Below are 24,607 nucleotides of genomic sequence, written 5' to 3' on the forward strand. Positions count from 1 at the left end.
GATGTATCCCGTGTTGACCCTTTTGTCCCCGCCGCAACTCCATGATCGGCGAGAGCGGTGGGGGGCGGGATGGGCCGGCGCGCCGGATGACGCGGAGGTCAGCCCCGGGTTGGCGGTGGCTCAGAACCGGCGCACCTCGTGTGATCAGAGCGTCGCGCCAGGTAGCGTGCCAATCGGGCGTCGAGACAGGGAGCGGCGGGATGGCAGGCACGAGGCGATCCGCGTACCTCGCGATCGGCGGTACGGCGCTGGCCGCGGTGCTGGCCGGCGCGGTACCGCTGCTCGCCGACGACGAGGGGAGTGTGACCGTACGGGCCAGCGCCGACACCACCGTCACGGCGGTACGGCAGGACGGCGACAACGGGACCAAGACGACGCTGGCCACCTGCCCGGAGCTCTGCGAGGGCAACCCGGCCGGCTGGCGGGACGCCGTGATCGAGTTCGCGGTCTCCGGGCTGCCCGCGAACGCCACCCGGATCCGGGCCCGGCTGCGGCTGCACTCCTGGGCCGACGCGCCGGCCCGTACCGAGGTCTTCGGCGCGGCGGGCGGGGCGCGCGGCTCGGGCGACACCGGCGACCGGCCGGCGTTGGACGGGCCACTGGACCGCAACGCGACGGTGCGCGAGGGCGGCAACGAGTGGGACGTCTCCGCCGCACTGGCGGGCAACGGCACGTACACCTTCACGGTGCGGCAGGAGAGCCACCACAGCCGGATCTACTGGGCGTCGCGGGAGAACCGCGACGAGGCGCTGCGACCCCGGCTGACCCTCACGTACGACACCTCGCCCGGCGGTACCCGGAGCCCGAGCCGGCCGGCGTCCCCGTCGCCCTCCGCGTCGCCGCCCGGCTGGCGGCTGGTCTGGTCGGACGAGTTCGACGGCTCGACCCTGGACCGGACCCGCTGGAACGCCAGGAACGACGCGTGGGTGGACTACGACCGGGCCTGCATCACCGACCGGGACCGGAACGTCTTCGTCGGCGGTGGGCTGCTCACGCTGCGGGCGCGGGCCGAGAGCTTCAGCTGCGGCTCGCAGCGACGGGACTACACGACGGCCTACCTGGACACCGTCGGCACGGCGTCGTTCACCTACGGCCGGTTCGAGATCCGCGCCAAGTCGCCGACCGGCCCGGGCAACTCCACCGGCCTCTGGCCCGCCTTCTGGCTGCGACCGGACGACGGCGGCAACGGCGAGATCGACGTCGTCGAGCTGGCCGGCGGCGACGAGTACCACCGGGCCGCCACCCAGGCGATCTTCTACGACTACACCCCGGTCAAGCAGGACAACCGGTACGCCTTCCCGTCCGGCCACCCCGCCGACGGCTTCCACACGTACGCGGCCGAGTGGGAACCGGGCGTGCTGCGCTGGTACGTCGACGGTCGGCAGGTCTGGCAGCGGGACCGGGGCAGCACGCCCTGGTTCGACGAGGTGTTCCAGCGCCCGTACCACCTGCGGCTCAACTTCCAGGTCGGCGGCTGGCTCGGCGACCCGGACGACTCGACCGCCTTCCCGGCCGACTTCCGCGTCGACTACGTCCGGGTCTGGCAGCGCTGACCGGCCGGTGGAACCACCGGTAACGACCCCGGAACCGGTTCGCTCCGCTCGCCGTACGCCTTCGGCTGTGTGACCACATCTTCGGCCGTGTGACCACATCGAACGTGAGGTGGCGCGGAAGGAGAGAGCACGCCGGTCAGATGCCGCGACCTCGGCGGTGCAGGACGCGCAGGAGCAGGTCCGGCGGGACCACGCGGCCGGCGACGGCCAGCGCCAGGTAGGCGCGGGGCTCGCGCGGGTTGCGGGCGAGCGTGCGGCGGGCCCAGTGCAGGGCGGCCCGCCGGTCGCCGCCGGCGGCGCGGGCGAACGCGATCTGCCCGGTCAGCCGGGCCAGGCCGGGCGGGGAGGTGGCGAACTCCGGGTAGCGCGCCAGCAGCCACTCGAGCGCCGCCGAGATCGTCTCCCAGCGCCCGGTGAAGTACGAGCGGCGGTGCCAGCGGACCAGCGCGTACGGCTCGGGCACGTTGACCAGCGGCTTGCGGCGGGCGGCGCGGAGCAGGAACTCGTAGTCCTCCGCGTAGCTGCCGGGGATCCGCTCGTCGACCAGTCCGATCCCGTCCGGCCCGATCCCGTCCGGCCCGGTTCCGGGCGGCTCGGCCCCGTCCGGCGCGCTCCCGCCGGGTTCGCCGTGGCCCAGGAGCGCGTCGCGGCGGACCAGGAACGTCGACGGGTGCAGCTCGGTGAGCCGGTCGCGCAGCAGCGCGGCGAACGGTACCCGCTCCAGCGGCAGCACCCGGTCGTGCTCGCGGTCGTCGTACCGGACCCGGATGCCGCAGCAGGCGAACTCGGCACCGGTGGCGCGCAGCGCGGCCACCTGGGCGGCCAGCTTGCCGGGCAGCCACTCGTCGTCGTCGTCGCAGAAGCCGACCAACTCGCCGGTGGCCGCGCGGATGCCGGTGTTGCGGGCGCCGGCCAGGCCGGGGGTACCGGCGTTGCGCAGCACCCGTACCGGGCGCCGGGCGTCGTCGCGCTCCAGCGAGAGGTCCGGCGCGCACCGGTCGTAGACGACGATGGTCTCGATCCGGCCCGGGTACTCCTGGGCGTCGATCGCGGCCAGCGCGCCGCGCAGCAGCTCCGGCCGGTCCCGGGTCGGTACGACCGCGCTGACCGTCGGCGCCGCGCCGTGGTCCGGAGCGGCTCCGGCGCCGCCGGTCACCGGCGTCCCCGGCCATTGCGGCGCTGCCGGGCGAGTTCGACCAGGTCCTCCACGATCCGCCCGACCCGTACCGCGGTCTGGCCGGCCGGCCCGGGCGCCGCCGGCTCGGGCAGCGCGAACGCGGCGGGCTCGGCGAGGCCGCGGTCCAGCGCGGCGGCCAGGTCCGGTTCGGACTCGCAGAGCCGGATCGTGTCCAGCCGCGACAGCCGGTGGGCGAAGCGCAGCTGGTGGTCGTCGACGTGCTCGGCGTGCGCCGGGTCGCGGGGTACGACGATGGGCAGGTGGCCGGTGCGGCGCGCCTCGGTGATCGTCGCCGGCCCGCCGTGGGTGACCACCAGCACCGCCTCCCGCATCGCCCGCTGCATCTGCTCGTGGGCGAGGTACGCCCGGGCACCCGGTATCCGCGGGACCCGGCTGCTGCCGTGCTGCACCAGCAGCCGGGGTCGGTCGGCGCGGCGGACGTACCAGCGCTCCAGCCAACCCATCAGCCGGTCGAACGGGTGGCTGTCGGTGCCCACGACCACCAGTACGGCGAGTCCGGCCGGGCCGCCGGGGCGCCCCGACCCGGTCACAGCAGCTGCCCCACCACGATGGCCTCCGGGTAGAGCCGGCGCTGCTCCTCGGACTGGACCAGCATCGCGGAGAGGAAGGGCCGGCAGAGTCGGGCGGTCAGCGTCGGCGTGTCGATCCGGTCGTAGACCTCGATGTAGACGGTGGGGATGCCGCGCAGCCGGGCCAGGACGACGAACGGCAGTGCCACCCCGGCGCCCGTGGTGACCACGGCGTCGAAGCGCCGGCGGCGCAGCAGCCGTACCGCCAGCCAGGTGTTGCGCAGCAGGTTGGGAATGTTGCGGGTGGTCGGGTGGTACGCCCAGACCACCTCCTCCTCGCGCAGCAGAGAGCAGGCGTCGGGCGTGTCGAAGGTGACCCAGCAGCGGTTCCGGTCGCGGTACCAGGGGGCCAGCGCGAGCAGTTGGGCGAGGTGCCCGCCGCTGGAGGCGACGAGCAGCACGGTGAGGTCCGGCCGCGAGGGCCGGCCCGCGTCGGACGGAGCCGCCTGTACGGGAATCTTCGCCACGCGCTCCTCCCGGGTCGACGGGCCACCCCTACACCGGTCGGCCGTGGCCCCTACCGAGGATCCATGAACGGGCGATGATGAACCGGTTTCTGTCATGACAATCCCCCGTGCCGTTTCCGCCCATCGTGAAAGATCGATCTTCTCCGGTCCAGCCCGGCATGCCGGCCATAGCCGAATTCGCGCCGCCCCGCCCGTCGGCCGGCTCGCCGAGCCATCCGCCGGGTGACCGCCACGGCCGGCCCGCCCGGCACCGCCGCCGGGCCGGTCATCGCAGCCGCTCCGCCAGTACGTGCAGCAGCCCCGGGTGCAGGACCGGATGCCAGCCCGCCCCGCCGGCGGCCAGCCGGCGCATCCGCAGCCAGAGTTCGAGCAGGTACGCGTCGAGCACGGCGGCCGCCTGCACCGGCCCGAGCCCGAACCGTCCGCCGTGCCGGGCCAGCGCCGCCCCGGCCGCCGCGACCGCCCCCGGTACCGGCTCGCCGCGCAGCACGAACGCGGTCTGGAAGTACTGGTGGGCCAGGTCGAAGCCGACGGGTACCCCGGCGCCGCTGTGCTCCCAGTCCCAGGCGACCAGCTTCCGGCCGTACCGGCCGAGGTTCCAGGGCACCCAGTCGCCGTGCCAGTCCCCGAACTCCAGCGCCGTGCCGGCGTACCGCGCGAGCAGCGCCTCGACCAGCCGGTACGCCCGCCGCCCGGCCTCGCCGCCGGCCGGGTCGCCGGCCGCCGCGCGGGCGTCGTCGCACAGCCGCCGATGGAAGGGGGAGCCGGCCAGCGGGCGGGGCCGGGCCGCCGGTCCGCCCCGGCGGGCCACCGCGAGCATCGCGTCCAGCCGGGGCCGCTGCGGCGCGTCGAGCCGGCGCACCCGGGGCGGCAGCGGCGCGATGACGGCGACCGCCTGCCCCGCCCAGTCGGCGTCGAGCAGCAGTTCGGGCGCGAGCGGGTAGTCCGCGCCACCGGGCCGCGGCAGTGCCCGCAGCGCCGCGGCCTCCGCCCGGACCAGCGCCCGGGTCGCCCCGTTCCAGCCGATCTTGGCGTACCCGGCGGGGCGGCCCGCGTCGTCGAAGAGCTGCAACGTCGGCTTGCGGTTCGGGTCCGGCGGGCGCACCCCGATCGCGGCGTGCAGCGCTGTCGGGCGCACCCCGGTCCCGGCGTGCGGCGCTGTCGGGCGCACCCCGGTCCCGGCGTGCGGCGCTGTCGGGCGCACCCCGGTCCCGGCGTGCGGCGCCGTCCCGGGCAGCGCGGCGGCCAGCCGCCGGACCAGCAGCACCTCGGCCGGGTCCAGGTCCGGCGGTACCACCACCGAGAGCACGGGCAGCCGGCCCAGCGGCGCCGCTCCGGCCCGCGCCAGCGCCCCCACCAGCGCCCGGGCCGCGCGCACCCCGGCCGGCCGCAGCGCGTTGTAGGCGAGCACGGAGGCCGCGGTCACCCGCCGCGAGCCCAGCGGCAGCAGGAACCGGGCCCGCCGTACCGAGGGGACGACGGCGAACCGCAGCACCCGGTCGTCCCCCGGCGGGGACTGCCCGTCCGCCAGCGTCACCCGCAGCCGCTCGTCGGCGAAGACGGCCCGGGTGACCCAGCCCAGCCCGTCGTGGCGTTCGCGCGGATCGGCGCCGGCCCGCCGCCCGCTCACGCGTCCGGGCCCCTCACGCGTCCGGGCCGTTCATGCCGGCGGCACGGCCCAGTCGAACGCGATCCCGAGCCGCTCGCTCAGGGCCACGTTGTACGGGTGGTAGTACGCGGTCAGCTCGGCCCGTACCGCCGGGTCCATGGGCGCCGAGCGGCGGTGGTTGAAGACCTCGTACCGGCCCGGGTCGTGCCGGGGCAGCCCGAGGAAGTCCAGCACCCGCGCGTACGTGCCGGCGGGGTCGCGGTACAGCGTCTCGCTCGGCAGCACGAGCAGCTGCCCCGGGTCGAACCGCTCCAGCCACGGGGTCAGGTGCTCCAGGTACCGCCCGCGGGCCCGGTAGCTGTACCAGTCGTACGCCTCGCTGACGTGGTACGGGTCGGCGATCAGCCGCTCCCGCTCGCCCGCCGTACGCACCGGCTCGGCGGCCAGCGCCTCGGCGAAGCCGAGCGGCTCCTTCCCCTCGCCGCGCCGCTCCTTCCAGTGCGAGTACGCCCGCTCGACCGGATCCCGCAGCAGCACGACGAGGCGTACCCGGGGCATCAGCTCCCGCACGCGCCACGGGACGAGGGGGTGGAACAGGTAGAGCGGAGCGGCCTCGCCGACCCGGGTCGGGCCGCCGTACCGCCGCTCCAGCGCCGCCCGCTGCCGCTCGGTCGGGAAGTGCGAGCGGTACCAGCGCTCGCCCCGGTGCCAGTTCTCCTCGAAGTAGTGCGTCGACTTGGTGTTCCAGGCCGGGAAGAGACGCGGCACCAGGGGATGGCGGATCAGGTAGTTCCAGAGCGACGTGGTGCCGCCCCGCTTCGTGCCGATGATGAGGAAGTCCGGAGTCGGCCGCCGGTCGGCGGTCCGCTCGCCGTAGCGCACCAGCCCCGCCTTGAGCCGGTCGCGCAGCCCGGCGGGCGCCGCCCGGTTCACCCGGTCGCGGATCGTCGTCATCGCCCCTCCCACCCCGTCGCCCTCACGTCGTACCGCCGCGCAGCGTGGCCACCGCGCCCGCCATCCGCCGCCGTACCGCCGGCCGGGTCAGCGCCCCGCCCGCGCCCGCCGCCAGCAGGCCGAGCGCGACCGCGAGCCCGGCCAGCCCGCGACCGGCGACCAGCCCGCCGACCAGCGCCGCCGCGCCCACCGCGGCGGCGACCCCGACGGCCGCGCCGGTCACCGCGGCGTCGACCGGGAACCGTCCCAGCACCGGTACCGCCGCCACGGCGGCCACCACGTTCTCGACCACGATCCCGGCGGCCCAGCCGATCGCCGCCCCCAGCGCGCCGTGCGCCGGGACGAGCAGCACCCCGAGCAGCCCGGTGGTGGCCAGCCCCAGCGCCGTCGCGGCCAGGTGCCGGCCGCTGTGGCCGCCCATCAGCAGCAGCGTCTGCACGTTGCCGAGTCCGACGTTGACCAGCATCGCCGCCGAGAGGACGGCCAGCGCCGCCGCGCCGGCGGTGAAACCGGGCCCGAAGAGCAGCAGGAATCCCGGCGCGAACGCCGCCAGCAGCAGATACACCGGCCAGGAGAGCAGCACCGCCCAGGTGGTGGTCTGCCGGTGCACCGCCCCGGCCCGGTCCCGCAGGCCCGCGCCGAGCAGGCGGGAGAGCTGCGGGGCCACGGCCACCCGCAGCCCGTGCAGGGCGAGCTGGCCGGCGAGCACGTACCGGCCGACGGCCCCGAAGACGCCCGCCTCGGCCGGGCCGGCGAGCGCGGCCGTGAGCAGCACGCCGAACCACATCCCGCCGCTGTCGATCACGGCCGACGCGGCCCGGGGGAGCGCGAACCGCCAGAACGTCGACCAGTCGGCGCGCGCCGGGCGCAGCGGCGTGCCGGTACCGACCCCGAGCGGCCCGCGTACCAGCGCCGCGCCGGCGAGCACCGCCGCGACCAGGGGCAGCGCCCAGCCCGCCAGCGCCGCCACGGTCCCCGCGCCGACCAGGGCGGCGGCGGCCACCAGCAGCGGCCGGCCGACCGGCAGGAGCAGGAACTGCACCCCGACGTACGCGGCGATCGGCCGGACCGCGCGCACCGCCGCGAGCAGGATCGTCGTCGCCACGACGAGCGGTACGGCCGCGAAGGCGAGCCGCAGCAGCCGCACTCCGTCCGGGCCGGCGCCGTCCAGCAGCACCGGGGCGAGCCGGTCCGCGGCGAGGATCCCGCCCAGCGCGAGCGCGCCGGCGGCGAGCAGCGGCGGCACCAGCGCCACGGGGAGCAGACGGGCGGCGTCGCCGCCGGGCCGTACGCCCCGGCGGGGCAGCGCCCAGACGAGCCCGGTGTCGGCCCCCAGGCAGCAGACCGCGCCGGCCACGGTGAGCAGACCGATCGCCGTGAAGAGGGCGCCGGCGCCGGCGGTACCGAAGCCACGGGTGATCACGACGGCCAGCAGGAATCCGAACGCGCCGCTGGCGGCGGCGCCGGCCAGCCCCACGGCACCGCTGCGGGCGCTGCGCCGCAGCTCCGGCGCCGGTCCGGCGTCGGGTGTGGAGCCGGTCGCGACCGGTGGCGGCGCCCCCGTCATGCCGGCCACGGCCCACCCCGCCCGCCCGCACCCGCCGGGGTACGGCGTACCGGCGCGCGCGCACCCGCCGGGGTACGGCGCACCGGCCCGTCGACCGCCGCCAGCGCCAGCCCGGCGGCGAAGAAGAGGACCGTCAGGTTCTGGAACGTCAACCCGTAGAACGGCGACTGCACCAGCGCGACCACGGGCACCACGGCCAGCCACTGCCCGGCCGGCGACACCGCCCGGGTGGCGTGCCAGGTCACCACGGCGAACCAGCACAGGAAGCAGAGCAGCGCCGGTATCCCGTGGCTGAACAGCACCAGCCAGAACTGCCCCTGGGTGCCGACCGGCGCGCTCGACGTGGTCGTGTCGACCGCCACCGGCGCACCGTGACCGAGCAGCGGCGAACGCCGCACCTGGCGCAGCACCTCCAGGTAGAGCCCGGCCCGGTCGAGCGTCGTGCCGCTCCGGCTGGTCCGCTCGGCGATCAGGTCGGCGACCGGGATGACCAGGGTGGCCAGCCAGACCGAGCCGGCCAGCACCGCCACGCCGGCCACCACCCGTACGTTGCCGCGCAGCAGCGCCCGCACGGCCAGCAGCGCCAGCCCCGCGCCGAGGCTGACGAACATGCCGCGGTTGAGGGTGAGGAACGCCGGCGGCAGCGACAGCGGCAGCGAGACCATCAGCACCGGCCGCCACCGGCCGGTACGCACCGACAGCAGGTACGCCACCACGCAGGGGACCAGCATCGCGTACGCGCTGCCCCAGTTGTTGGTGTACGGGAACGGCGCCGACGGCCGGTAGATCGGCTGCGCGGAGCGGGCGTTGAACTCACTGGCGTGCAGGTGGACCATGTCGTTGATGAACGGCGCCTGGGCCAGCAGGTCGGGCAGCAGCCGCTCGGTCGCCGTCACCCCGGCCAGCCGGGGCAGCAGCACGCCGACCCAGCCGAGCACCACCAGCGCCAGCCAGAAGAGGCAGAGCGGGAGGAAGACCCGCCGCCACGGGGTCTGCTCGCGCAGCGCGGTGTAGACGTACACGCAGACCACCAGGGCGGTCAGGTAGAAGCTGAGCCGCAGCGCGAAGGTCAGCCACGCGGTACCGCGTTCGAGCTGGGTGGCGCTCAGCAGCACCAGGCAGAGGAAGAGCAGCCACCCGGCGGCGCCGGCGGGCAGCACCACCCGTCCCCGGCGCAGCAGGAAGGCCAGTAGCAGCGCCCCGAACAGCGGCCAGACCAGGTAGAACGCCCCGAGCAGCCACCAGAGGGGCACCAGGCCGAACATCGCGAACAGCGGCCAGGTCGGCAGGGCCGCCGGCGGCGTACCGGTACGGCGCGCCGGGTCAGTCACGACCGTCGACGAAGAGCAGCCCGAGCGGGCGGATGCCGGCCACGCGGAGCCGCTCGACGAGCCGCCGCAGCTCGCGTACCCGGGTCCGGTCGCGGGCCACCACGAGCACGCCGCCGCCGTCGCGGGCGGCGCGTACCCCCTGCTCGTCGGACTCCGCCGGCGGGGCGGTGACCAGGGTGACCAGGGCCGGCGCCGGCCCGGCGGAGGCGTGCATCCGCACCCGTGCCGTGGCGGCGGCGACCGGGCGCGGCGGCGCCGCCCACGGGCTGTCGCCACCGGAGCGGGGCAGCGGGGCCGGCGGTGGCGCGGTCTCGGCGAGCGGGCCGGAGAGCTCGTCCTCCAGCAGCAGCGGCAGCGGGCCGGCCGCGACCGGCTCACCCTCCAGCGGGCGCTCGGCGCCCGGCTGGCCGTCCCGGGGGAACGGTCGAGGACGCTCGCCCGCGGGCCGTACGCTGGCCCGACCGGTCGCCGGGCGGGCCTGCGGCTGCCGGGCCGACGGTGATCCGGCCACCGCGTCCGCGCCGTCGGCAGCCGGCCCGGCCCCGAGCGCCGGCCGCGCGGCGGCGAGTCCCGGCGCGAGCGCGGTCGCGCCGCCGCGCAGCGCGCGCCAGCCGCCCCGCACCGCGGCGACCACGCGGGAACGGGGGTCGGCGGGCGCGGTGACGGCGCCCTCGACCCGGACCGCCGGGCCCTGGCCCGCCAACGCGCCGGCGAGCCCGGCGACCAGCGCCCCGTCGATCTCCTCGGCCCGCGCCGCGAGCAGGATGACCCGGGGCGGCGTCGGCGGGTGCAGCCGGCCGACCAGGGCCATCGCGGCGTACCGCAGGTCCGTCGCGGGACGCCGGTCGTCGCTGCCCGGCCGGCGGCGCCGCAGCGTGGCCAGCGTGGCCAGACCGGTGATCTCCTCCGCGTCGGTCTGCGAGCGGACCCGGCGGTCCAGCGACTCCTGCCCGTAGCTCAGCAGCACGCCCAGCAGTGCGCCGCCGAGCAGCGCCGCGGCCAGGTAGAGCAGCGCCGCGTCGTGGCTGGACGGTACGGGCGGCTCGGCGAGGCTGGTCACCGTGCCGGGGGTGACGTCCACCCCGGCGACCTTGGCGCGCTGCCCGGCCAGCTCCGTCAGCTGGGCGTTGAGGGCGCGCAGCCGTTCCATGGTCGCGTTCACCGCCGGCGGCGTCGGCGCGTCGGGGGCGAGGTTGCCGGGCAGGGTACGCCGCGCGGCGGCCTCCTCCGCGCCGGCCGCCTTGATCGCCTCGTCGTACGAGGCCAGCAGCGCGGCGCGCTGGTCGGCGTACATCTTCTGCCGGACCTGCAGGTACCCGGTCGCGGCGGCGTTGGCGCCGCGTACCGCCTCGGTGCCCGAGCGCCCGGTGTAGTTGAAGCGCAGCAACTGCGTACCGACCGGCACCTCCACCCGCAGCGCGTCGCGTACCTCCGGCGCCGCGCGTCCGGTGGCCGCGACCACCGCCGCCACCACCTGGCTGCCGGTGGCGACGCCGGTCTCGGCGTTCATGTTCACCGTGCGGTCCGCGCCGGAGCCGGGCAGGCTGAACGGGTCGGCGAGCACCGGGCGCACCACGACCACCGCCGTGCCCTCGTAGCTCGGCGGGACCAGCAGCAGGAAGCCGGCGGTGCCGACCAGGCCGAGCAGCGCGCAGAGCAGCACCGTGGGCCAGCGGCGCAGCGGCACCCGCAGCAGCTCGCCCAGGGTCATGGACCGCCGTTGCCCGACGACGGCCACGTCGGTCATGTCAATCATCGAACCTCTTGACGATCTGTTGCGGGTTGCCGATCACCACGACCCGGGGTGGCACGTCGGCGCGGACCACCGTGCCCGCGCCGACCACGCTGTCCCGGCCGATCCGGACCCCCTTCATGACCAGGGCGCCGGCACCGACCCAGACGTTCGCCGCCAGCTCGATGGGGGCCCGGGTGGCGGGCAGCGGCGGATCGTGGCGGCGGTCCGGGTCGAGGTTGTGGAAGGTGTTGTCGACCAGCTGACAGTCGGAGAGCAGACAGCGGTCGCCGACCACCACGGTGGTCCAGCAGCCGATCCAGGTGGCGTTGAGCAGGCAGTCGGCGCCGACGCGCACCTCGCCCGGCCCGGCGAAGCGGACCAGCTTGTTGATCCGGGTCCGGTCGCCGATGCTGACCCGTACGCCCCGGCGCAGCCGGATCCGGCCGCGGATCTGCACGTCCCGGCCGAGGCGCAGCCGGGGGTAGCGCAGCCGGTAGTAGGCGGCCTTGGCGGCGAAGACGAGCCGGGCGGCGCGGTGCTGGGCGAGCCGGTGCGGCGCGCCGACGCCCGGCGCCGGCCGGGCGTCAGCGTCCGGCGCCGAAGGGGCGTCCGGGCCGGCGTGGGCGTCCGGCGCCGGAGGCGCGCCCGCGTCGGCCGGCGGGTCGATCTCCGCCCCGGCCCGTGGGGCGGCGACCGACCGGCCGGTCGGGACTGGGTTGCGTCCGGTCGCTACCGACTGCTCTCTCGTGGTCACTGGACTGAGTAGAACAGAGTGGGCCGCGACCATGTCAAGCCCGCGGAGGCGCTGGCGACGACAGTGATCGAGGCACCGTTGACCGCCACCCCGCCGGGCGCGGCCGCGTCGAATGGCACCGCGCGCAGCGATCCGTCGGCCGAGCCGTAGACGATCCGGCCGCCGCCGACGTACGCCATGCCGCGTACCTGAGACCAGCTCAGGCCGGTGGTGGGCAGGGTGAACTCGGTCGCGCCGACGGTGTACCCGTCGGGTTCCAGGTAGCGGTAGAAGAGCGTGTTGCTGCCCGGCTTCGTGTAGTACATCCGTCCGGACAGGTAGAAGGCTCCGGTCAGCGTGGACGGGTTGTACCAGTCGTTGTAGCCGATGTACCAGGGGGCGCCGACCGTCGAACCGTTGAAGACCGAGAAGCCGAGCTGGCTGCCGCTGGACCAGTAGAGCTTGTCGGCGACCCGCATGGTCACCCCGGCCGAGCTGAGGTTGGGCTGGCTGGAGACCGTGGGGCTGCCCAGGGCGGTCCCGTTGAAGGGCACCTTGGTCAACTGGCTCGCGGCGGTGCCGAGGTAGAGGTAGCCCGGGGTGGCGCCGGGCGCGTCGACCGCCGGCACGGTACGGCCCCCGGCGAGGGGGAAGACGCCGAGGCGACCGTGGTACTCGCCGCCCATGCCGTCGGAGTTCTGTCCGAAGTAGACCCCGTCCGGTCCGCGCCACAGCACCGGTACGGTGGAACCCCAGGCCGTCGTACCGGCGGGCGCGCCGCTGCGGCGCGGGTTCCAGTTCAGCGGCATCCCGTTGTTCGGATCCACCGCGCCGATGCCGAGCCGGTCGACCGCGCCGGCGCCGGCGTTGTCCATGCCGTTCGGGTTGTTCAGCCAGCGGAAGTGGCCGCCGAGGTAGATCACGTCGTCGGTGGCCTCGATCGAGGTGATGGTGTCGTTGCCGGTGAAGTCGACCCAGGTGCCGTCGAGGTTGGCGCCGCGGGTGCCGGTCTCGAAGCGGACCAGCACGTCGCAGTAGGCCGCCGGCCAGCCCGCGCCGCCGTTGCTGCCGACGACGAAGTAGTCGCCGTCGTCGGAGAAGTCGACCTCCTGGACGTAGTGGGTGAACGTCGCCGGGGCCGCGCAGGGCGGGACGTAGCGGGTGGTGCTCCAGTTCGCCACCGTCGGCGTACCGGCCAGCTCCAGCAGCGCGATCTGGTTGCGGGACACTCCGTTGACCACGGTGAAGTTGCCGCCGATCACGAGCGTGCCGCCGTCGGGGGAGACGTCCAGCGTCCACACGTACGGGGCGACCCCGTTGCGGCCGCCGGTGGCGTCCACGACGAATCCGGTGTCCAGGGCGCCGCTGGTCGCGTTGATCCGGGCGACGCCGTGCCGCTCCACGCCGTTGAGCCAGTTGAATGCGCCGCCCAGGTAGAGATTGCCGCCGTGCAGTTTCATCGCGCGGATGTTGCCGCCGTCCGAGTGCGCCGTCCAGGAGGCCACCGTCGCCCCGCTCATCGGGTCGAGTTCGACCAGGTTCTTGCGGCTCACCCCGTTGACGGTTTTGAATGCGCCGCCCACGATGAGTTTCCCGTCGGGGCTGGCCACCAGGGCGTTCACCGCGCCGTCCAGCACCGGGGCGAAACCGGTGACGATGTTGCCGCTGCCACGGTCGTAACCGAAGAGGTAGGCGCGGCTGATCCAGGTCGGGTCGGCGGCCGTACGGATCTGGGTGAAGGTTCCACCCACGTAGACGGTGTTGCCGATCTGGGCGAACGCCCGTACCTCGCCGTCGCGGGCGTGCGGGGTCACGTCGGACGGGTCGGCTGAGGCCAAGGTTCCCGCCACCACGGGCGGTACCACGATCGCCGCCGCCGGTGTGGCGTAGAGCGCGACCGGTACGACGGCGAGGAGCGCGGCGACCGCGAACCTCCGTCGCGACTGGCGGGTAGTGGAACGGCTCAACCTCACGCGTTACCTCCTGCTGGAGATGGTTCGCGTAGCCTGCCCCCGGCCGGCCACCCAGCGGATCGCCCTTTCGGCGAGCACGCCGGTCAGAATAGCGACAGGCACTCGTCACCGCTGGTACGTCTTTGCCGGCGCGGGCGTGTCGGCCATTGACCAATCGCGCTGTTTATTGCCATTCGCCGGCTCGTCCTCCGTCGATTGGCGACAGATGCGAAATATTTGTGTTCTCGCTGTACTGCTGCGCTCGCGCGCTTCGCGGCGCCTGAGGGGTGGTGTCTTCCCTTCCGCGGTGGTGTGGGCGGGTGGTCGTTCGCCGCGACGCGTCAGTGCGGACACCACCGGCGCCGCTGCGCTTGCTCTCCGTGGGGCTGTCGGGGGCTGTCGTTACAGTGGCGCCCGCGAGATCGTGGTGATCGAGGAGAGCCTGGTGCGAGCTTCAGCTGACGACGTCGGTGCCGGTGTGGAACTTCCGGACGAGGAGACGTTCCTGATCCCCGCGCCGTGGCGGCGGGCCGGACTGCTGCCGAGACGTGGTGGCACGCCGGGACCGGCCCTGCCGGCCGGTCCGAGCGCGCGGGCGGCCGCGGATCGGCTGGTCGAGGAGCTGCGCGAGGAGCTGACCGGGGTGCTGCGGCATCCGGCCAGCGATCCGGACCTGGTCGCCGCCGCCGAGGCGTACCTGGGCGGGGCGGAGTCGGCGCTCGGCGCGGCCGTGGTCGCGGGCGCCGCGAGCCACGCGATCGGTTGGTCCAACGAGAGCCGGTTGCGGCAGCTCGCGGACGGCTGGATGGCGGCGTACGGGTCGACCTTCGCGGCCCTGGTCGTGGTGGAGCTGAGCGGCCTGCGGGTCGCCACCGAGCGGGCGGGCACCGTCCAACATGCCCACATCGGGCATCAGGCGCCGGGCGGCGCGTGGACGTACCACCCGCACTGGCGGGTGCTGGGCGGCCGGGTCCGCGCCCACCTCGCGGCCGGCGGCGACGAGGAGTACGCGCGGGCGCGCGACGCCCTGGCGGCGTACCGCGACGCGGGGCAGCACCAGCGGGTCGCCACCTCGTTCCTGCTGCCCACCGAGGCGGCGTGGGTGGACGCCGACTGCCGCGAGCTGTCCGGTGTCCCCGTCGGCCAGGGCGGCGACCTGGGGATGCTGCTCTGGTGCGCGGCGAGCACGCCCGAGCAGCTGGAGCTGATCAGCGGCAGGCTCCAGCCCTGGGTGATCCTGCACGACCTCGGGTTGCTCGGCACCGCGGCGGAGGGCGTGGGCCCGGCGATCGCGTCGCGCCTGGCGGCCTGGTTCGACCAGCCCTATCTGGACGCCACCGGCCGGCAACGACTGCTCTCGGTGATCACCGCGCTCCCCACCGACGAGGCGCTGCGGCTGCTGCTCGACCGGCTCGACCAGAAGTACGTCCAGCCGGCCGTCGCGGAGGCCGCCCGGCGCTATCCCGTACGGGCCCTGCGGCTGCTGGCCGTGGCTGCCGGTGCCGAGTCCGACCGGGGGCGGATCGCCGCCGAGCTGCTCCGGGCGCACGTGCTGACCACTCCGGCCGCCGTCGAGGCGGGGTTGCCGTCGCTGGACGAGGCGGCCCGGGCGCGGGTCGAGGCCGTCCGCGACGCGACGGACCTGGTGCCGGAGGCGCCCGAGTCGGCGCTGCCCCCGGTGCTGGTCGACCCGCCCTGGTCGGCGCCGGGCCGGACGGCCAGGCCGCTGGTGCTCGACGGCCTCGCCGCGCCCGCCGAGGGGGCCGTGCGCTGGCGGCCGGGGGAGCGCGACGAGTGGACCCCGGTCAGGAACCTGTTCCTGGCCGGCCGCGACCGGAACCAGGACTGGGCGCGCCGGGCGGCGGAGCACCGGGCGGGCCGACTGCGGCACTGGGAACAGGTCGAGTTCTTCCTGTACGCGCCGGAGGAACTCGCCCGGCCGCTGCTGGCGGATTGGCGGCCGGACGACGCCTGGGACGCCGAGGACCACCTACGGCCGATCGTGGCCCGGTTCGAACTGGACGCGCTCCCCGCCGTGCTGCACCTGGCGCGGCGGTACCCGACGCAGGCCGCGGGCCTGCTGGCCCCGTACGCCGACGCCGAGGTCGCCGAGCTGATGGCCGACTGCTCGATCCGGCTCAAGTCCGTCCGGCCGGTGGCGCTGGCCTGGCTGGTCCGTCACCCGGAGTCCGCCGCCCGGGGCCTGTTGCCGCCGGCCTTCGGCAAGGCGGGGGCCCGGCGGCGCGCCGCCGAGCACGGCCTGCGGACGCTGGCCGCGGCGGGACACGAGGGCGCGCTCGTGGCCGCCGCCCAGGGGTACGGGCCGGCCGCCGTCGCCGCCGTCGAGGCGCTGCTGGCGGCGGATCCGCTGCACCTGTTGCCGGCCAAGATCCCGGTGCTGCCGGCCTGGGCCGATCCGGGCATGCTGCCGCAGGTGCTGCTGCGCGACCGGCAGACCGCGCTGCCGCAGGCGGCGGTGCGGCACCTGTGCACCATGCTCGCCATCTCCCAGCCCGACGCCCCGTACGCGGGCGTCCCGCGGGTCGTCGAGGTCTGCGACCCCGCCTCGCTGGCCGAGTTCGGCTGGGCGCTGTTCCAGCGGTGGCGCTCCAGCGGCTCGTCGGCCAAGGAGGGCTGGACGTTGCAGGCGCTGCGCTGGCTGGGCGACGACGAGACCGTGCGCCGGCTCGCGCCGGTGATCCGGGCCTGGCCCGGCGAGGGCGGCCACGCACGCGCCGTGGTCGGGCTGGACGTGCTGGCCGCGATCGGTACCGACGTCGCGCTCATGCACCTGTACGGCATCTCGCAGAAGGTCAAGTTCGCCGCGCTGCGCGAGCAGGCCGGCCAGCGCATCACCGAGGTCGCGGCCGACCTCGGGCTCAGCGCCGAACAGCTCGGCGACCGGCTGGTGCCCGACCTCGGGCTCGACGCGGACGGCAGCCTGGTCCTCGACTACGGCCCCCGCCGGTTCACCGTCGGCTTCGACGAGCAGCTCAAGCCGTACGTCGCGGACGGGACGGGGGCCCGCCGCAAGGCGCTGCCCAAGCCGGGCGCCCGCGACGACGAGCGGCTCGCGCCCGCGGCGTACCAGCGGTTCGGCGCGCTGAAGAAGGACGTGCGCACCCTCGCGGCCGACCAGATCCGGCGACTGGAACGGGCGATGGTCACCGAGCGGCGGTGGAGCGGCGCCGACTTCCGGCGGTACTTCGTGGCCCATCCGCTGCTGTGGCACATCGTCCGCCGGCTGGTCTGGGCCACCTGGGGCCCGGACGGCGAGGTGCGTACGGCGTTCCGGGTCGCCGAGGACCGCACCCTCGCCGACGTCGCCGACGACACGTTCGACCTCGACGACGCCGCCGAGGTCGGCATCGCGCACCCGGTGCGGCTCGGTACGGCCGTGCCGGCCTGGTCCGAACTCCTCGCCGACTACGAGATCCTCCAACCGTTCCCGCAGCTCGGCCGCGAGGTGCACCGGTTCACCGAGGAGGAGCTGGCCGCGACGCGACTGACCCGGTTCGAGGGGATCAAGGTCGCCGCGGCGAAGCTGGTCGGTCTGGAACGGCGCGGCTGGGAGCGGGGCACGCCGGAGGATGCCGGCATCCAGGGCTGGGTGCAACGGCGCCTGCCGGGCGACCGTACGCTCGCGGTCCACCTCGACCCCGGCATCCCGGTCGGTGACATCGAGTACTGGCCGGTGCAGCAGCTGCGGGAGATCGAGCTGACCCGGGGCGAGGTGGAAATCTGGCGGGACGGCGAGCGGCTGCCGTTCGGGGTGCTGGACCCGGTCACCGCCTCCGAGCTGCTGCGGGACCTGGTGGAGGTGACCGCGTGAGCGTGGACCGCGCGCAGCGGCCCCCGGCCGAGCTGCGGTACGCCGAGGAGCTCGCCCGGCTGCGCGCCGACGACCGCGACGAGCGCCCGCCCGGTTGGGCGCTGAGCCTGCGCGCGGCCCGGCGCTTCATCCTCGGCGACGAGTCCGCGGGCATCGCCACGAAGTTCGTCGGCGACCCGTCGCTGATCGACCGGGCGCTGGTCACCCTTGCCACGAACCGCGGGCTGATGCTGGTCGGGGAGCCCGGCACGGCCAAGTCGCTCCTCTCCGAGCTGCTGGCCGCCGCCGTGACGGGCGACTCGACGCTGACCATCCAGGGCGGCGCCGCCACCACCGAGGACCAGATCAAGTACTCCTGGAACTACGCGCTGCTGGTGGCCGAGGGGCCGTCGCGGCGCTCGCTGGTCCCGGCGCCGCTGCTGCGCGGCATGGCCGAGGGGCGGGTGGTCCGGTTCGAGGAGATCACCCGCTGCCCGCTGGAGGTGCAGGACTGCCTGCTCTCGCCGCTGTCCGACCGGGTGTTGGCCGTGCCGGAGCTGACCGGGGCCGACGCGATGGTCTTCGCGCAGGAGGGCTTCAACATCATCGCCACGGCCAACACCCGGGACCGCGGGGTCAACGAGATGAGCGCCGCGCTGAAGCGGCGGTTCAACTTCGAGACCGTCTTCCCGATCGCCGACTTCGCCACCGAACTGGACCTGGTCGAGTCCCAGGCCGGCGAGCTGCTGCGCCGCTCGGGCGTCACCGCGCCGCCGCGCCGCGACGTGCTGGAGGTGCTGGTGACCACCTTCCGCGAGCTGCGGCACGGCGCCACCGAGCGGGGCGAGGCGATGGACCGGCTCTCCGCGGTGATGAGCACCGCCGAGGCGGTCTCGGTGGCGCACGCGGTGGGTCTGCGCGGCTGGTTCCTCCACGGCGCCGCCGGCACGCCGGCCGACCTGGTCACCTGCCTGGCCGGTACCGCCGCCAAGGACGACGCGGAGGACCTCGCCCGGCTGCGCCGCTACCTGGAGCAGCAGGCCGGGCGGCGGTCCGGCGCGCACTGGCGGGAGTTCCACGACGCCCGGCACCTGCTTCCCGGCTGATGGGCGCCGCCGAGGTCACCGTCATCGGGGTACGCCACCACAGCCCCGCCTGTGCCCGGCTGGTGGCCGACACCGTCGCGGCGCTGCGGCCGGCGTACGTGCTGGTCGAGGGGCCGGCGGACATGAACGACCGGCTCGACGAGCTGCTGCTCGGGCACGAGCTGCCGGTGGCGGTCTTCACCTCGTACCGCGACGGGCGGCGGGCGCACGCCTCCTGGGCGCCGTTCTGCGCGTACTCGCCCGAGTGGGTGGCGCTTACCGTCGGGCGGCGGCACGGCGCCGGACTGCGCTTCATCGACCTGCCGGCCTGGCATCCGGCGTTCGCCGACCGGAGCAACCGGTACGCCGACGCCGAGTTGCGGTACGCCGAGGCGGTCGAGCGCCTGTGCCGCGCCTTCGCGATGGACAACGTGGACACCCTCTGGGACCACCTCTTCGAGTGCGATCCCGACGAAGGGCTGGCCGAGCGGCTGGCGGTCTACTTCGACCTGCTCCGTGGTGAGTCGCCGGCCGGCGACGACGACACCGCCCGCGAGGCGTACATGGCGGACTGGGTGGACGCCGCCCGCTCGCACGCCGACGGCCGGCCGGTGCTCGTGGTCTGCGGCGGGTTCCACCGCCCCGCGCTGCTGCGGCTGGCCGCCGGCGCGCCGACCGGGCGGGACTGGCCGGAGGTACCGGCGCCACCCGAGGACGCGACCGCCGGCAGTTACCTGGTGCCGTACTCGTTCAGGCGGCTCGATGCCTTCGACGGGTACCAGTCGGGGCTGCCCTCGCCCGACTACTACCAGCGGCTCTGGGAGCACGGGCCGGCCGGGGCGGCCGAGGGCCTGCTGGAGGCGGTGGTACGCCGCCTGCGCGGGCGCCGGCAGCCCGTCTCCACGGCCGACCTCGTCGCCGCCCGGACCATGGCGGACGGGCTCGCCCGGATCCGCGGCCACCGCCACCCGGCCCGCGCCGACGTGCTCGACGGCCTGGTCTCCGCCCTGGTCGGCGAGGCCCTCGACGGCCCGCTGCCGTGGAGCCGGCGCGGCCGGCTGGAGGCCGGTACGCATCCCGTGGTGGTGGAGATGGTCGCGGCGCTCAGCGGCGACCGGGTGGGGCGGCTCGACCCGGCCACGCCGGTACCGCCGCTGGTGCACGACGTCGCCGCCGAGCTGGAGCGGCACGGGCTCGCCGGCGACGACCCGGTACGGCTCGACCTGACCGACCGGGACCAGCGGGAGACCAGCCGTGTCCTGCACCGACTGCGGGTGCTCGGCGTCCCCGGGTACGCCCGCGACAGCGGCCCGGACGCGAGCGGTGCCGATCCGCGGCTGCGGGAGCACTGGTCCCCGCGGCCGGCCGGCGAGCGGCTGGTGGCGGTCATCGAGGCGGGCGCGTACGGCGCCACCCTCGCCGACGCGGCGGCGGCCCGGCTGGCCGAGCGGATCGACCGGGCCGGCCCGGACGTCGACCGGCTGGCCGAGGTGCTCTTCGACGCCGCCCTCTGTGGCGTCGACCGCCTCTCCGAGCGGGTGCTCGCCATGCTCGCCCGGTCGATCGCCGGTGTCGGCGACGTGGGCGCGCTCGGCCGGGTGCTGGCGGTGGTGCTCGGGCTGTGGCGGCACGACCGGCTGCTCGGCACCGCGCGGGCCGAGGCGCTGGGCGTGGTCCTGACCGCGTCGGTGCCGCGACTGCTCTGGCTGGTCGAGGGGATCCGCGGCGGGCGGGCCCCGGCCGACCCGGAGCGGCTCGCCGCGCTGGCGGCGGCCCGGGACACCATCGTCCACGCCGGCCCGTCGCTCGGCATCGACGGCGGTCCGGCGCTGGCGGTGATGCGCCGGCTCGCCGCCGACCCGGGCGTGCCGCCCGACCTGCGCGGGGCCGCCTCAGGCTTCGCCTGGTCGCTCGGGGACCCGGTCGACCCGGTCCGAGGGGTACGTGGTGCCGCCGGCCCGGCCGTGCTCGGGGACTGGCTCGCCGGGCTGTTCGCGCTGGCCCGCGAGGAGGTGCTGGCCGGCGAGGAGGTGCTGGCCGCCGAGGCACCGCCGGCCGGGTCGGGGCGGGACGGGTCGCGGTCGGGCGGGTCGCCGGCCGGGTCGGGCCGGGACGCGCCGGGCGGGTCGGACCCGGTCGGCTCGTCGGGTGGGTCGCCCGCCGTGGTGGACCTGCTCGGCGTCGTGGACGTCGTGCTCGGCGCCATGAGCGAGCACGATTTCCTGGTCGCGCTGCCGGCGCTGCGGCAGGCGTTCGCCTTCTTCCCACCCCGCGAACGGGACGTGATCGCCCGACGGCTGCTGGCCCGGCGCGGGCTGGCCGGCTCCGGCCGGTCCCTGCTCCGGGTCGAGCTGGACCCGATGCTGGTCGCGCGCGCCCGCGACCTCGACGCGTACGTGGACGCCCTGCTGCTGCGGGAGGGACTGATGTCGACCGGGGAACGGTCATGACCGGCGAGGCGGGCGGGTCGGCGGGGGCGAGCCTGGAGCGGTGGCGGCTGGTGCTCGGCGAGCCCGGCCAGGCCTGCCTGAACGGCCAGTCGCTCGGCGAGATCGCCCTCGGCCGGGACGCCGCGCTGGACTGGCTCTACGGCCGCGACGGCGAACTGGCCCGGCGCGGGATCCGCCGGGGCGGCACCCGCGACGGCGGTAGCGGCCCCTCGGTGCTCACCACGGTGGAGTGGCTCGACCAGGTCGTCCGCCTCTTTCCGAAGGAGACGATCGAGCGGCTCGAACGCGACGCGGTCGAGCGGTACCAGATCGACGACCTGGTCACGGACCCCGACGTGCTGGCCCGGGTCGAGCCGAACGCGACGCTGCTCAAGGCGGTACTGCGCACGAAACACCTGATGAACCCGGAGGTCCTGCGGCTGGCGCGGCGCATCGTGGCGGCCGTCGTACGGCAGTTGACCGAGCGCCTCGCCACCGAGGTCCGGCACGCGTTCTCGGGCACCCGGGCGCGCCGCCCCAGCCGGTTCCGCCAGGCCCGCGACTTCGACGTGCACCGCACGATCCGGGCCAACCTCTCCCACTACCAGCCGGAACACCGGCGGCTGCTGATCGAGACACCGTACTTCCGCTCGCGTACCCGGCGGCACCTGGACCGCTGGCAGGTGATCCTGCTGGTCGACCAGTCCGGCTCGATGGTCGGTTCGGTGATCCACGCCGCCGTCACCGCGGCCTGCCTGTGGGGGCTGCCCGGCGTCCGTACCCACCTGGTCGCCTTCGACAGCGACGTCGTCGACCTCACCGCCGACGTGGACGATCCGGTCGAGTTGCTGCTGCGGGTGCAGCTCGGCGGCGGCACCGACATCGCCCGCGCGCTCGGGTACGCCGCCCAGCTGGTCGAGCACCCGCGCCGCACCATCGTGGCGCTGATCAGCGACTTCTACGAGGGTGGCGACGCCAACCAGCTCGTGCACACCGCGCGGCAGCTCGTCGGCCAGGGCAGCCACGTGCTCGGGCTCGCCGCGCTGGACGAGGAGGCCAACCCCGACTTCGACCGCGCGCTGGCCCAGCGGCTCGCCGACGTCGGGGTGCACGTCGGCGCCATGACCCCCGGCGAACTCGCCGGCTTCGTCGCCGAGCGGGTGGGCCGGTGAGCGTGCCGACGGAGGCTTCGCCGGTCCGGTCCGACCTGCTCGCGCTGACCCCGGAGGCGCTCGCCGCGCTGACCAACCGGGGACTGCTGCGCCGGGCCGGCAAGGCGCTCGACGGCGGCGAGGCGCCCCGGGTACGCGTCGAACCGGACGGCACCGTGCGCGCGGAGCACCCGGACGGCACCCGTACCGCGCTGCCCGCCCGGGGCGGACTCGACGCCGCCGCCTGTAGCTGCGCCGCCACCGGCCACTGCCGGCACGTGCTGATCCTCGTGCTGGCGTACCAGCGCGGGGCCGGCGAGACGACGAGCCCACCGGAGCCGCCGGTCGGTCCGGCGCAGGCGCCGGTCACGCCGTCCACGCCGGCACCGCCCGACGGAGATCCGGTGTCCGAACCGGACCTGATTTCGGAACCGCGCTCCGGGTCCGGGCCGCGCTCCGGGTCCGGGCCGCGCTCCGGGTCCGAACCGCACTCCGAGTCCGGGCTGCACGGCGGGTCCGGGCCGCGCGTTGAGCCCGAGGCGACGCCGACCGAACCCCGGGCGGCCACGTCCGAGGCCGGGCCCGCCGGAACCGGTCCGGCCAAGGCCGAGCCGGTCGACTGGTCACCGGGGCGGTTCGGCGACGACGAACTCGCGGAGTTCGTCGGGGCGTCGACGCTCGCCGCCGCGCGGCGGGCGTACCGGCGCGGCTACAGCGCCCGGGTGCGGCGGCCGAGCGCGGCGGATCCGGCGCCGAGGGTGGAGCTTCCCGCCGGTACGGTGCGCTTCCTCGTGCCGGGGCAGCTCGGCTACGCGCACACGGACGCGGCCCACGGCGCCCACCAACAGGCGATAGCGCTGGCGGTGTGGGCGTTCCGGGTCGCCGACGAGCGGGCGCCCCAGGCGAGCGACCTCCAGGTCCAGGTCGGCGGGGAACAGAGCGGCGGAGGCAGCGCCACCGGGGTCGAGCCGGCCCTGGCGCTCGCGGCCGAGGTGCTGCTCGACGGTGCCGTCAACACCGGCGCCGGGCAGGCCGCCGCGTTCGCGGCCGTCCGCCGGGACCTGGACGCGGCGAACCTGCGCTGGCCGCTGCTGGCGCTCGACGAGATCGCCGACGCGCTCGCCGGATACCGTGACCGCGCCGCCGACTACCGCCCCGAGCGGCTCGCCGAACTCCTCGCCGAGCTGCACGCCCGGCATCGGGCGGTACGCAACGGCGGCGCCAGCCCGCGGTCGCGGGTGCTCGGCACCGAGGAGGCGGCCGAGACACCGCTGCGGCGGGCCCGGCTGGTCGGCCTCGGCTGCCGGATCGGGTCGAACGGGGGAGAGTGGACCGCCGACGTCTTCCTCGCCCACGTCGACACCGCCACGGTCCTGGTGCTGCGCCAGCGGTGGCCGGCCCCGCCCGAGAACGCACAGACCGGGACCGCACCGACCCGCGCCCCGACGGGGACCGGCCCGACCGGTCCCGAGCTGGGCGCGCGGCGGCTGGCCGGGGTGCCGCTGGCGCGGCTGGCGGCCGGCAACGTGGTCACCGAGTCGGCGGTGCGTACCGCCAGCCGCCGCATCCGCCTCGCGTCGCACCGGGTCGCGCGGACCACCGTCACCCCGTCGACCGGGGACTGGGAGACGCTCCCGGACGAGTTGGTCGTACGCGACCTGGCGCAGTACGCCCGGGAGCTGGACGCCCTGCCGCCGCGGCTGGTCCGGCCCCGCGTCGACGCCGAGTCGGTACGGGTGGTCCAGCTCGGCGCGGTGCGTTCGCTCCGGTACGCCCCGGGCGACCAGCGCCTCGACGCGGAGGTCAGCGACCGGCTCGGCGGTACGGCCACGATCTCCGCCGTGCACCGGGGCGCCTGCCCGGGCGCGCTGGACAGCCTCGCCGCCGCGCTCGATCCGGCGGCGGGGCCGCGGCTGGTCAGCGGGGCGCTGCACCGTACCCGGGGCGGGGTGGTCATCACCCCGGTCGCCGTGGTGACGGATGCCGGCCCGGTGGTGCCGGACCTGGCGCCCGGCGACGGCGGCACGGCGCTGGCCGCCGGGGAGGCCGAGGCCCCTGACCCGGTGGTGGCGGCGCTGGACGCCGGGCTCGCCCTGCTCGCCGAGGTCGCCCACCGGGGGCTGCGGCGGCTGCCCCCGACGGTTCCCCGGCGGCTGCGCGCCGCCGGCCGTGACCTGGGCACCGCGGGTCTGGGCCGCTGCGGCGCGGCGCTGGCGGACCTCGCCGCCGCGCTCGGTCCGGACCCCGGTGAGGCGGCGGTGCGCTCCTGGGTCGACGCCCAGATCCGGCTGCTGGTCACCGCCGAACGTCGCTGACCAGCGTGGGGGAGGACCCGCCCGCCACGCACCCACGGTCCGGCTCGTTGGGAAAGGTGAGCGCGGATAGCGGTTCGCCGTGCCCGAGTGGTTCGCGTCCGGACCGCGGCGGGCGGTGATTTGCTGCCGCCGCGCCGGTGTCCGGAAG

At 75.9% G+C, this 24,607-nt stretch carries 16 protein-coding genes; 6 read left to right on the top strand and 10 right to left on the bottom strand.

All coding sequences use genetic code 11. The annotated features are described in order from the left end of the window. The first annotated feature begins 200 nt into the window (after positions 1 to 200). Positions 201 to 1,553: a glycoside hydrolase family 16 protein gene (locus tag AB0J86_RS18880; RefSeq protein WP_363858687.1), complete on the top strand. Its 1,353-nt coding sequence runs from the start codon at positions 201 to 203 to the stop codon at positions 1,551 to 1,553. A gap of 136 nt (positions 1,554 to 1,689) precedes the next feature. On the opposite strand, the gene AB0J86_RS18885 is transcribed toward AB0J86_RS18880, so the two are convergent. The 10 genes from AB0J86_RS18885 to AB0J86_RS18930 form a co-directional block, all read right to left on the bottom strand. Next, a complete protein-coding gene (locus tag AB0J86_RS18885) occupies positions 1,690 to 2,709 on the bottom strand; it encodes a glycosyltransferase family 2 protein (protein ID WP_363858689.1) in 1,020 nt (339 codons plus the stop codon). Further along, positions 2,706 to 3,281 (bottom strand): glycosyltransferase, encoded by a 576-nt coding sequence (locus AB0J86_RS18890; protein ID WP_363858691.1) that lies wholly within the window; start codon positions 3,279 to 3,281, stop codon positions 2,706 to 2,708. The genes AB0J86_RS18885 and AB0J86_RS18890 overlap by 4 nt, the downstream gene beginning before the upstream one ends. Further along, positions 3,278 to 3,778, bottom strand: a complete 501-nt coding sequence (locus tag AB0J86_RS18895) for a UDP-N-acetylglucosamine--LPS N-acetylglucosamine transferase (RefSeq protein ID WP_363858819.1) — start codon at positions 3,776 to 3,778, stop codon at positions 3,278 to 3,280. Before AB0J86_RS18895 ends, AB0J86_RS18890 begins: the two co-directional genes overlap by 4 nt. Before the next feature lie 274 nt (positions 3,779 to 4,052). Then, complete coding sequence (locus AB0J86_RS18900) at positions 4,053 to 5,417, bottom strand: hypothetical protein (protein WP_363858693.1); 1,365 nt, start codon at positions 5,415 to 5,417, stop codon at positions 4,053 to 4,055. Positions 5,418 to 5,447: 30 nt separating this feature from the next. Then, positions 5,448 to 6,350 carry a sulfotransferase domain-containing protein gene (locus tag AB0J86_RS18905; protein ID WP_363858695.1) on the bottom strand — a complete coding sequence of 301 codons (903 nt, stop codon included), beginning with the start codon at positions 6,348 to 6,350 and terminating at the stop codon, positions 5,448 to 5,450. A gap of 22 nt (positions 6,351 to 6,372) precedes the next feature. Next, complete coding sequence (locus AB0J86_RS18910; RefSeq protein WP_363858821.1) at positions 6,373 to 7,917, bottom strand: lipopolysaccharide biosynthesis protein; 1,545 nt, start codon at positions 7,915 to 7,917, stop codon at positions 6,373 to 6,375. After that, positions 7,914 to 9,182: an O-antigen ligase domain-containing protein gene (locus AB0J86_RS18915; protein ID WP_363858823.1), complete on the bottom strand. Its 1,269-nt coding sequence runs from the start codon at positions 9,180 to 9,182 to the stop codon at positions 7,914 to 7,916. The genes AB0J86_RS18910 and AB0J86_RS18915 overlap by 4 nt, the downstream gene beginning before the upstream one ends. 58 nt (positions 9,183 to 9,240) lie before the next feature. Continuing rightward, on the bottom strand, positions 9,241 to 11,004 hold the full coding sequence (locus tag AB0J86_RS18920) for a lipopolysaccharide biosynthesis protein (RefSeq protein WP_363858696.1): 1,764 nt from the start codon (positions 11,002 to 11,004) through the stop codon (positions 9,241 to 9,243). Beyond that, positions 10,997 to 11,473, bottom strand: a complete 477-nt coding sequence (locus AB0J86_RS18925; RefSeq protein WP_363858825.1) for an acyltransferase — start codon at positions 11,471 to 11,473, stop codon at positions 10,997 to 10,999. The genes AB0J86_RS18920 and AB0J86_RS18925 overlap by 8 nt, the downstream gene beginning before the upstream one ends. 260 nt (positions 11,474 to 11,733) lie before the next feature. Then, positions 11,734 to 13,581, bottom strand: coding sequence for a delta-60 repeat domain-containing protein (locus AB0J86_RS18930; protein WP_363858827.1), 1,848 nt, complete (start codon positions 13,579 to 13,581; stop codon positions 11,734 to 11,736). A gap of 532 nt (positions 13,582 to 14,113) precedes the next feature. Here AB0J86_RS18930 and AB0J86_RS18935 point away from each other — a divergent pair. Genes AB0J86_RS18935 through AB0J86_RS18955 form a run of 5 tightly spaced genes read left to right on the top strand, consistent with a single transcriptional unit; the run spans position 14,114 to position 24,459 of the window. Next, on the top strand, positions 14,114 to 17,500 hold the full coding sequence (locus AB0J86_RS18935; RefSeq protein WP_363858698.1) for a DUF4132 domain-containing protein: 3,387 nt from the start codon (positions 14,114 to 14,116) through the stop codon (positions 17,498 to 17,500). Beyond that, positions 17,497 to 18,585: an AAA family ATPase gene (locus AB0J86_RS18940; protein ID WP_363858700.1), complete on the top strand. Its 1,089-nt coding sequence runs from the start codon at positions 17,497 to 17,499 to the stop codon at positions 18,583 to 18,585. Before AB0J86_RS18935 ends, AB0J86_RS18940 begins: the two co-directional genes overlap by 4 nt. Continuing rightward, positions 18,585 to 21,014 (top strand): DUF5682 family protein, encoded by a 2,430-nt coding sequence (locus tag AB0J86_RS18945; RefSeq protein WP_363858702.1) that lies wholly within the window; start codon positions 18,585 to 18,587, stop codon positions 21,012 to 21,014. The genes AB0J86_RS18940 and AB0J86_RS18945 overlap by 1 nt, the downstream gene beginning before the upstream one ends. After that, positions 21,011 to 22,165, top strand: a complete 1,155-nt coding sequence (locus tag AB0J86_RS18950; protein WP_363858704.1) for a VWA domain-containing protein — start codon at positions 21,011 to 21,013, stop codon at positions 22,163 to 22,165. Before AB0J86_RS18945 ends, AB0J86_RS18950 begins: the two co-directional genes overlap by 4 nt. Further along, entirely contained in the window at positions 22,162 to 24,459 is a 2,298-nt protein-coding gene (locus AB0J86_RS18955; RefSeq protein ID WP_363858706.1) for a hypothetical protein, read from the top strand. The genes AB0J86_RS18950 and AB0J86_RS18955 overlap by 4 nt, the downstream gene beginning before the upstream one ends. Positions 24,460 to 24,607 lie beyond the last annotated feature (148 nt).

Origin of the sequence: Micromonospora sp. NPDC049559, assembly GCF_040676675.1 — a bacterium.
GTDB lineage: Bacteria > Actinomycetota > Actinomycetes > Mycobacteriales > Micromonosporaceae > JBFAPK01.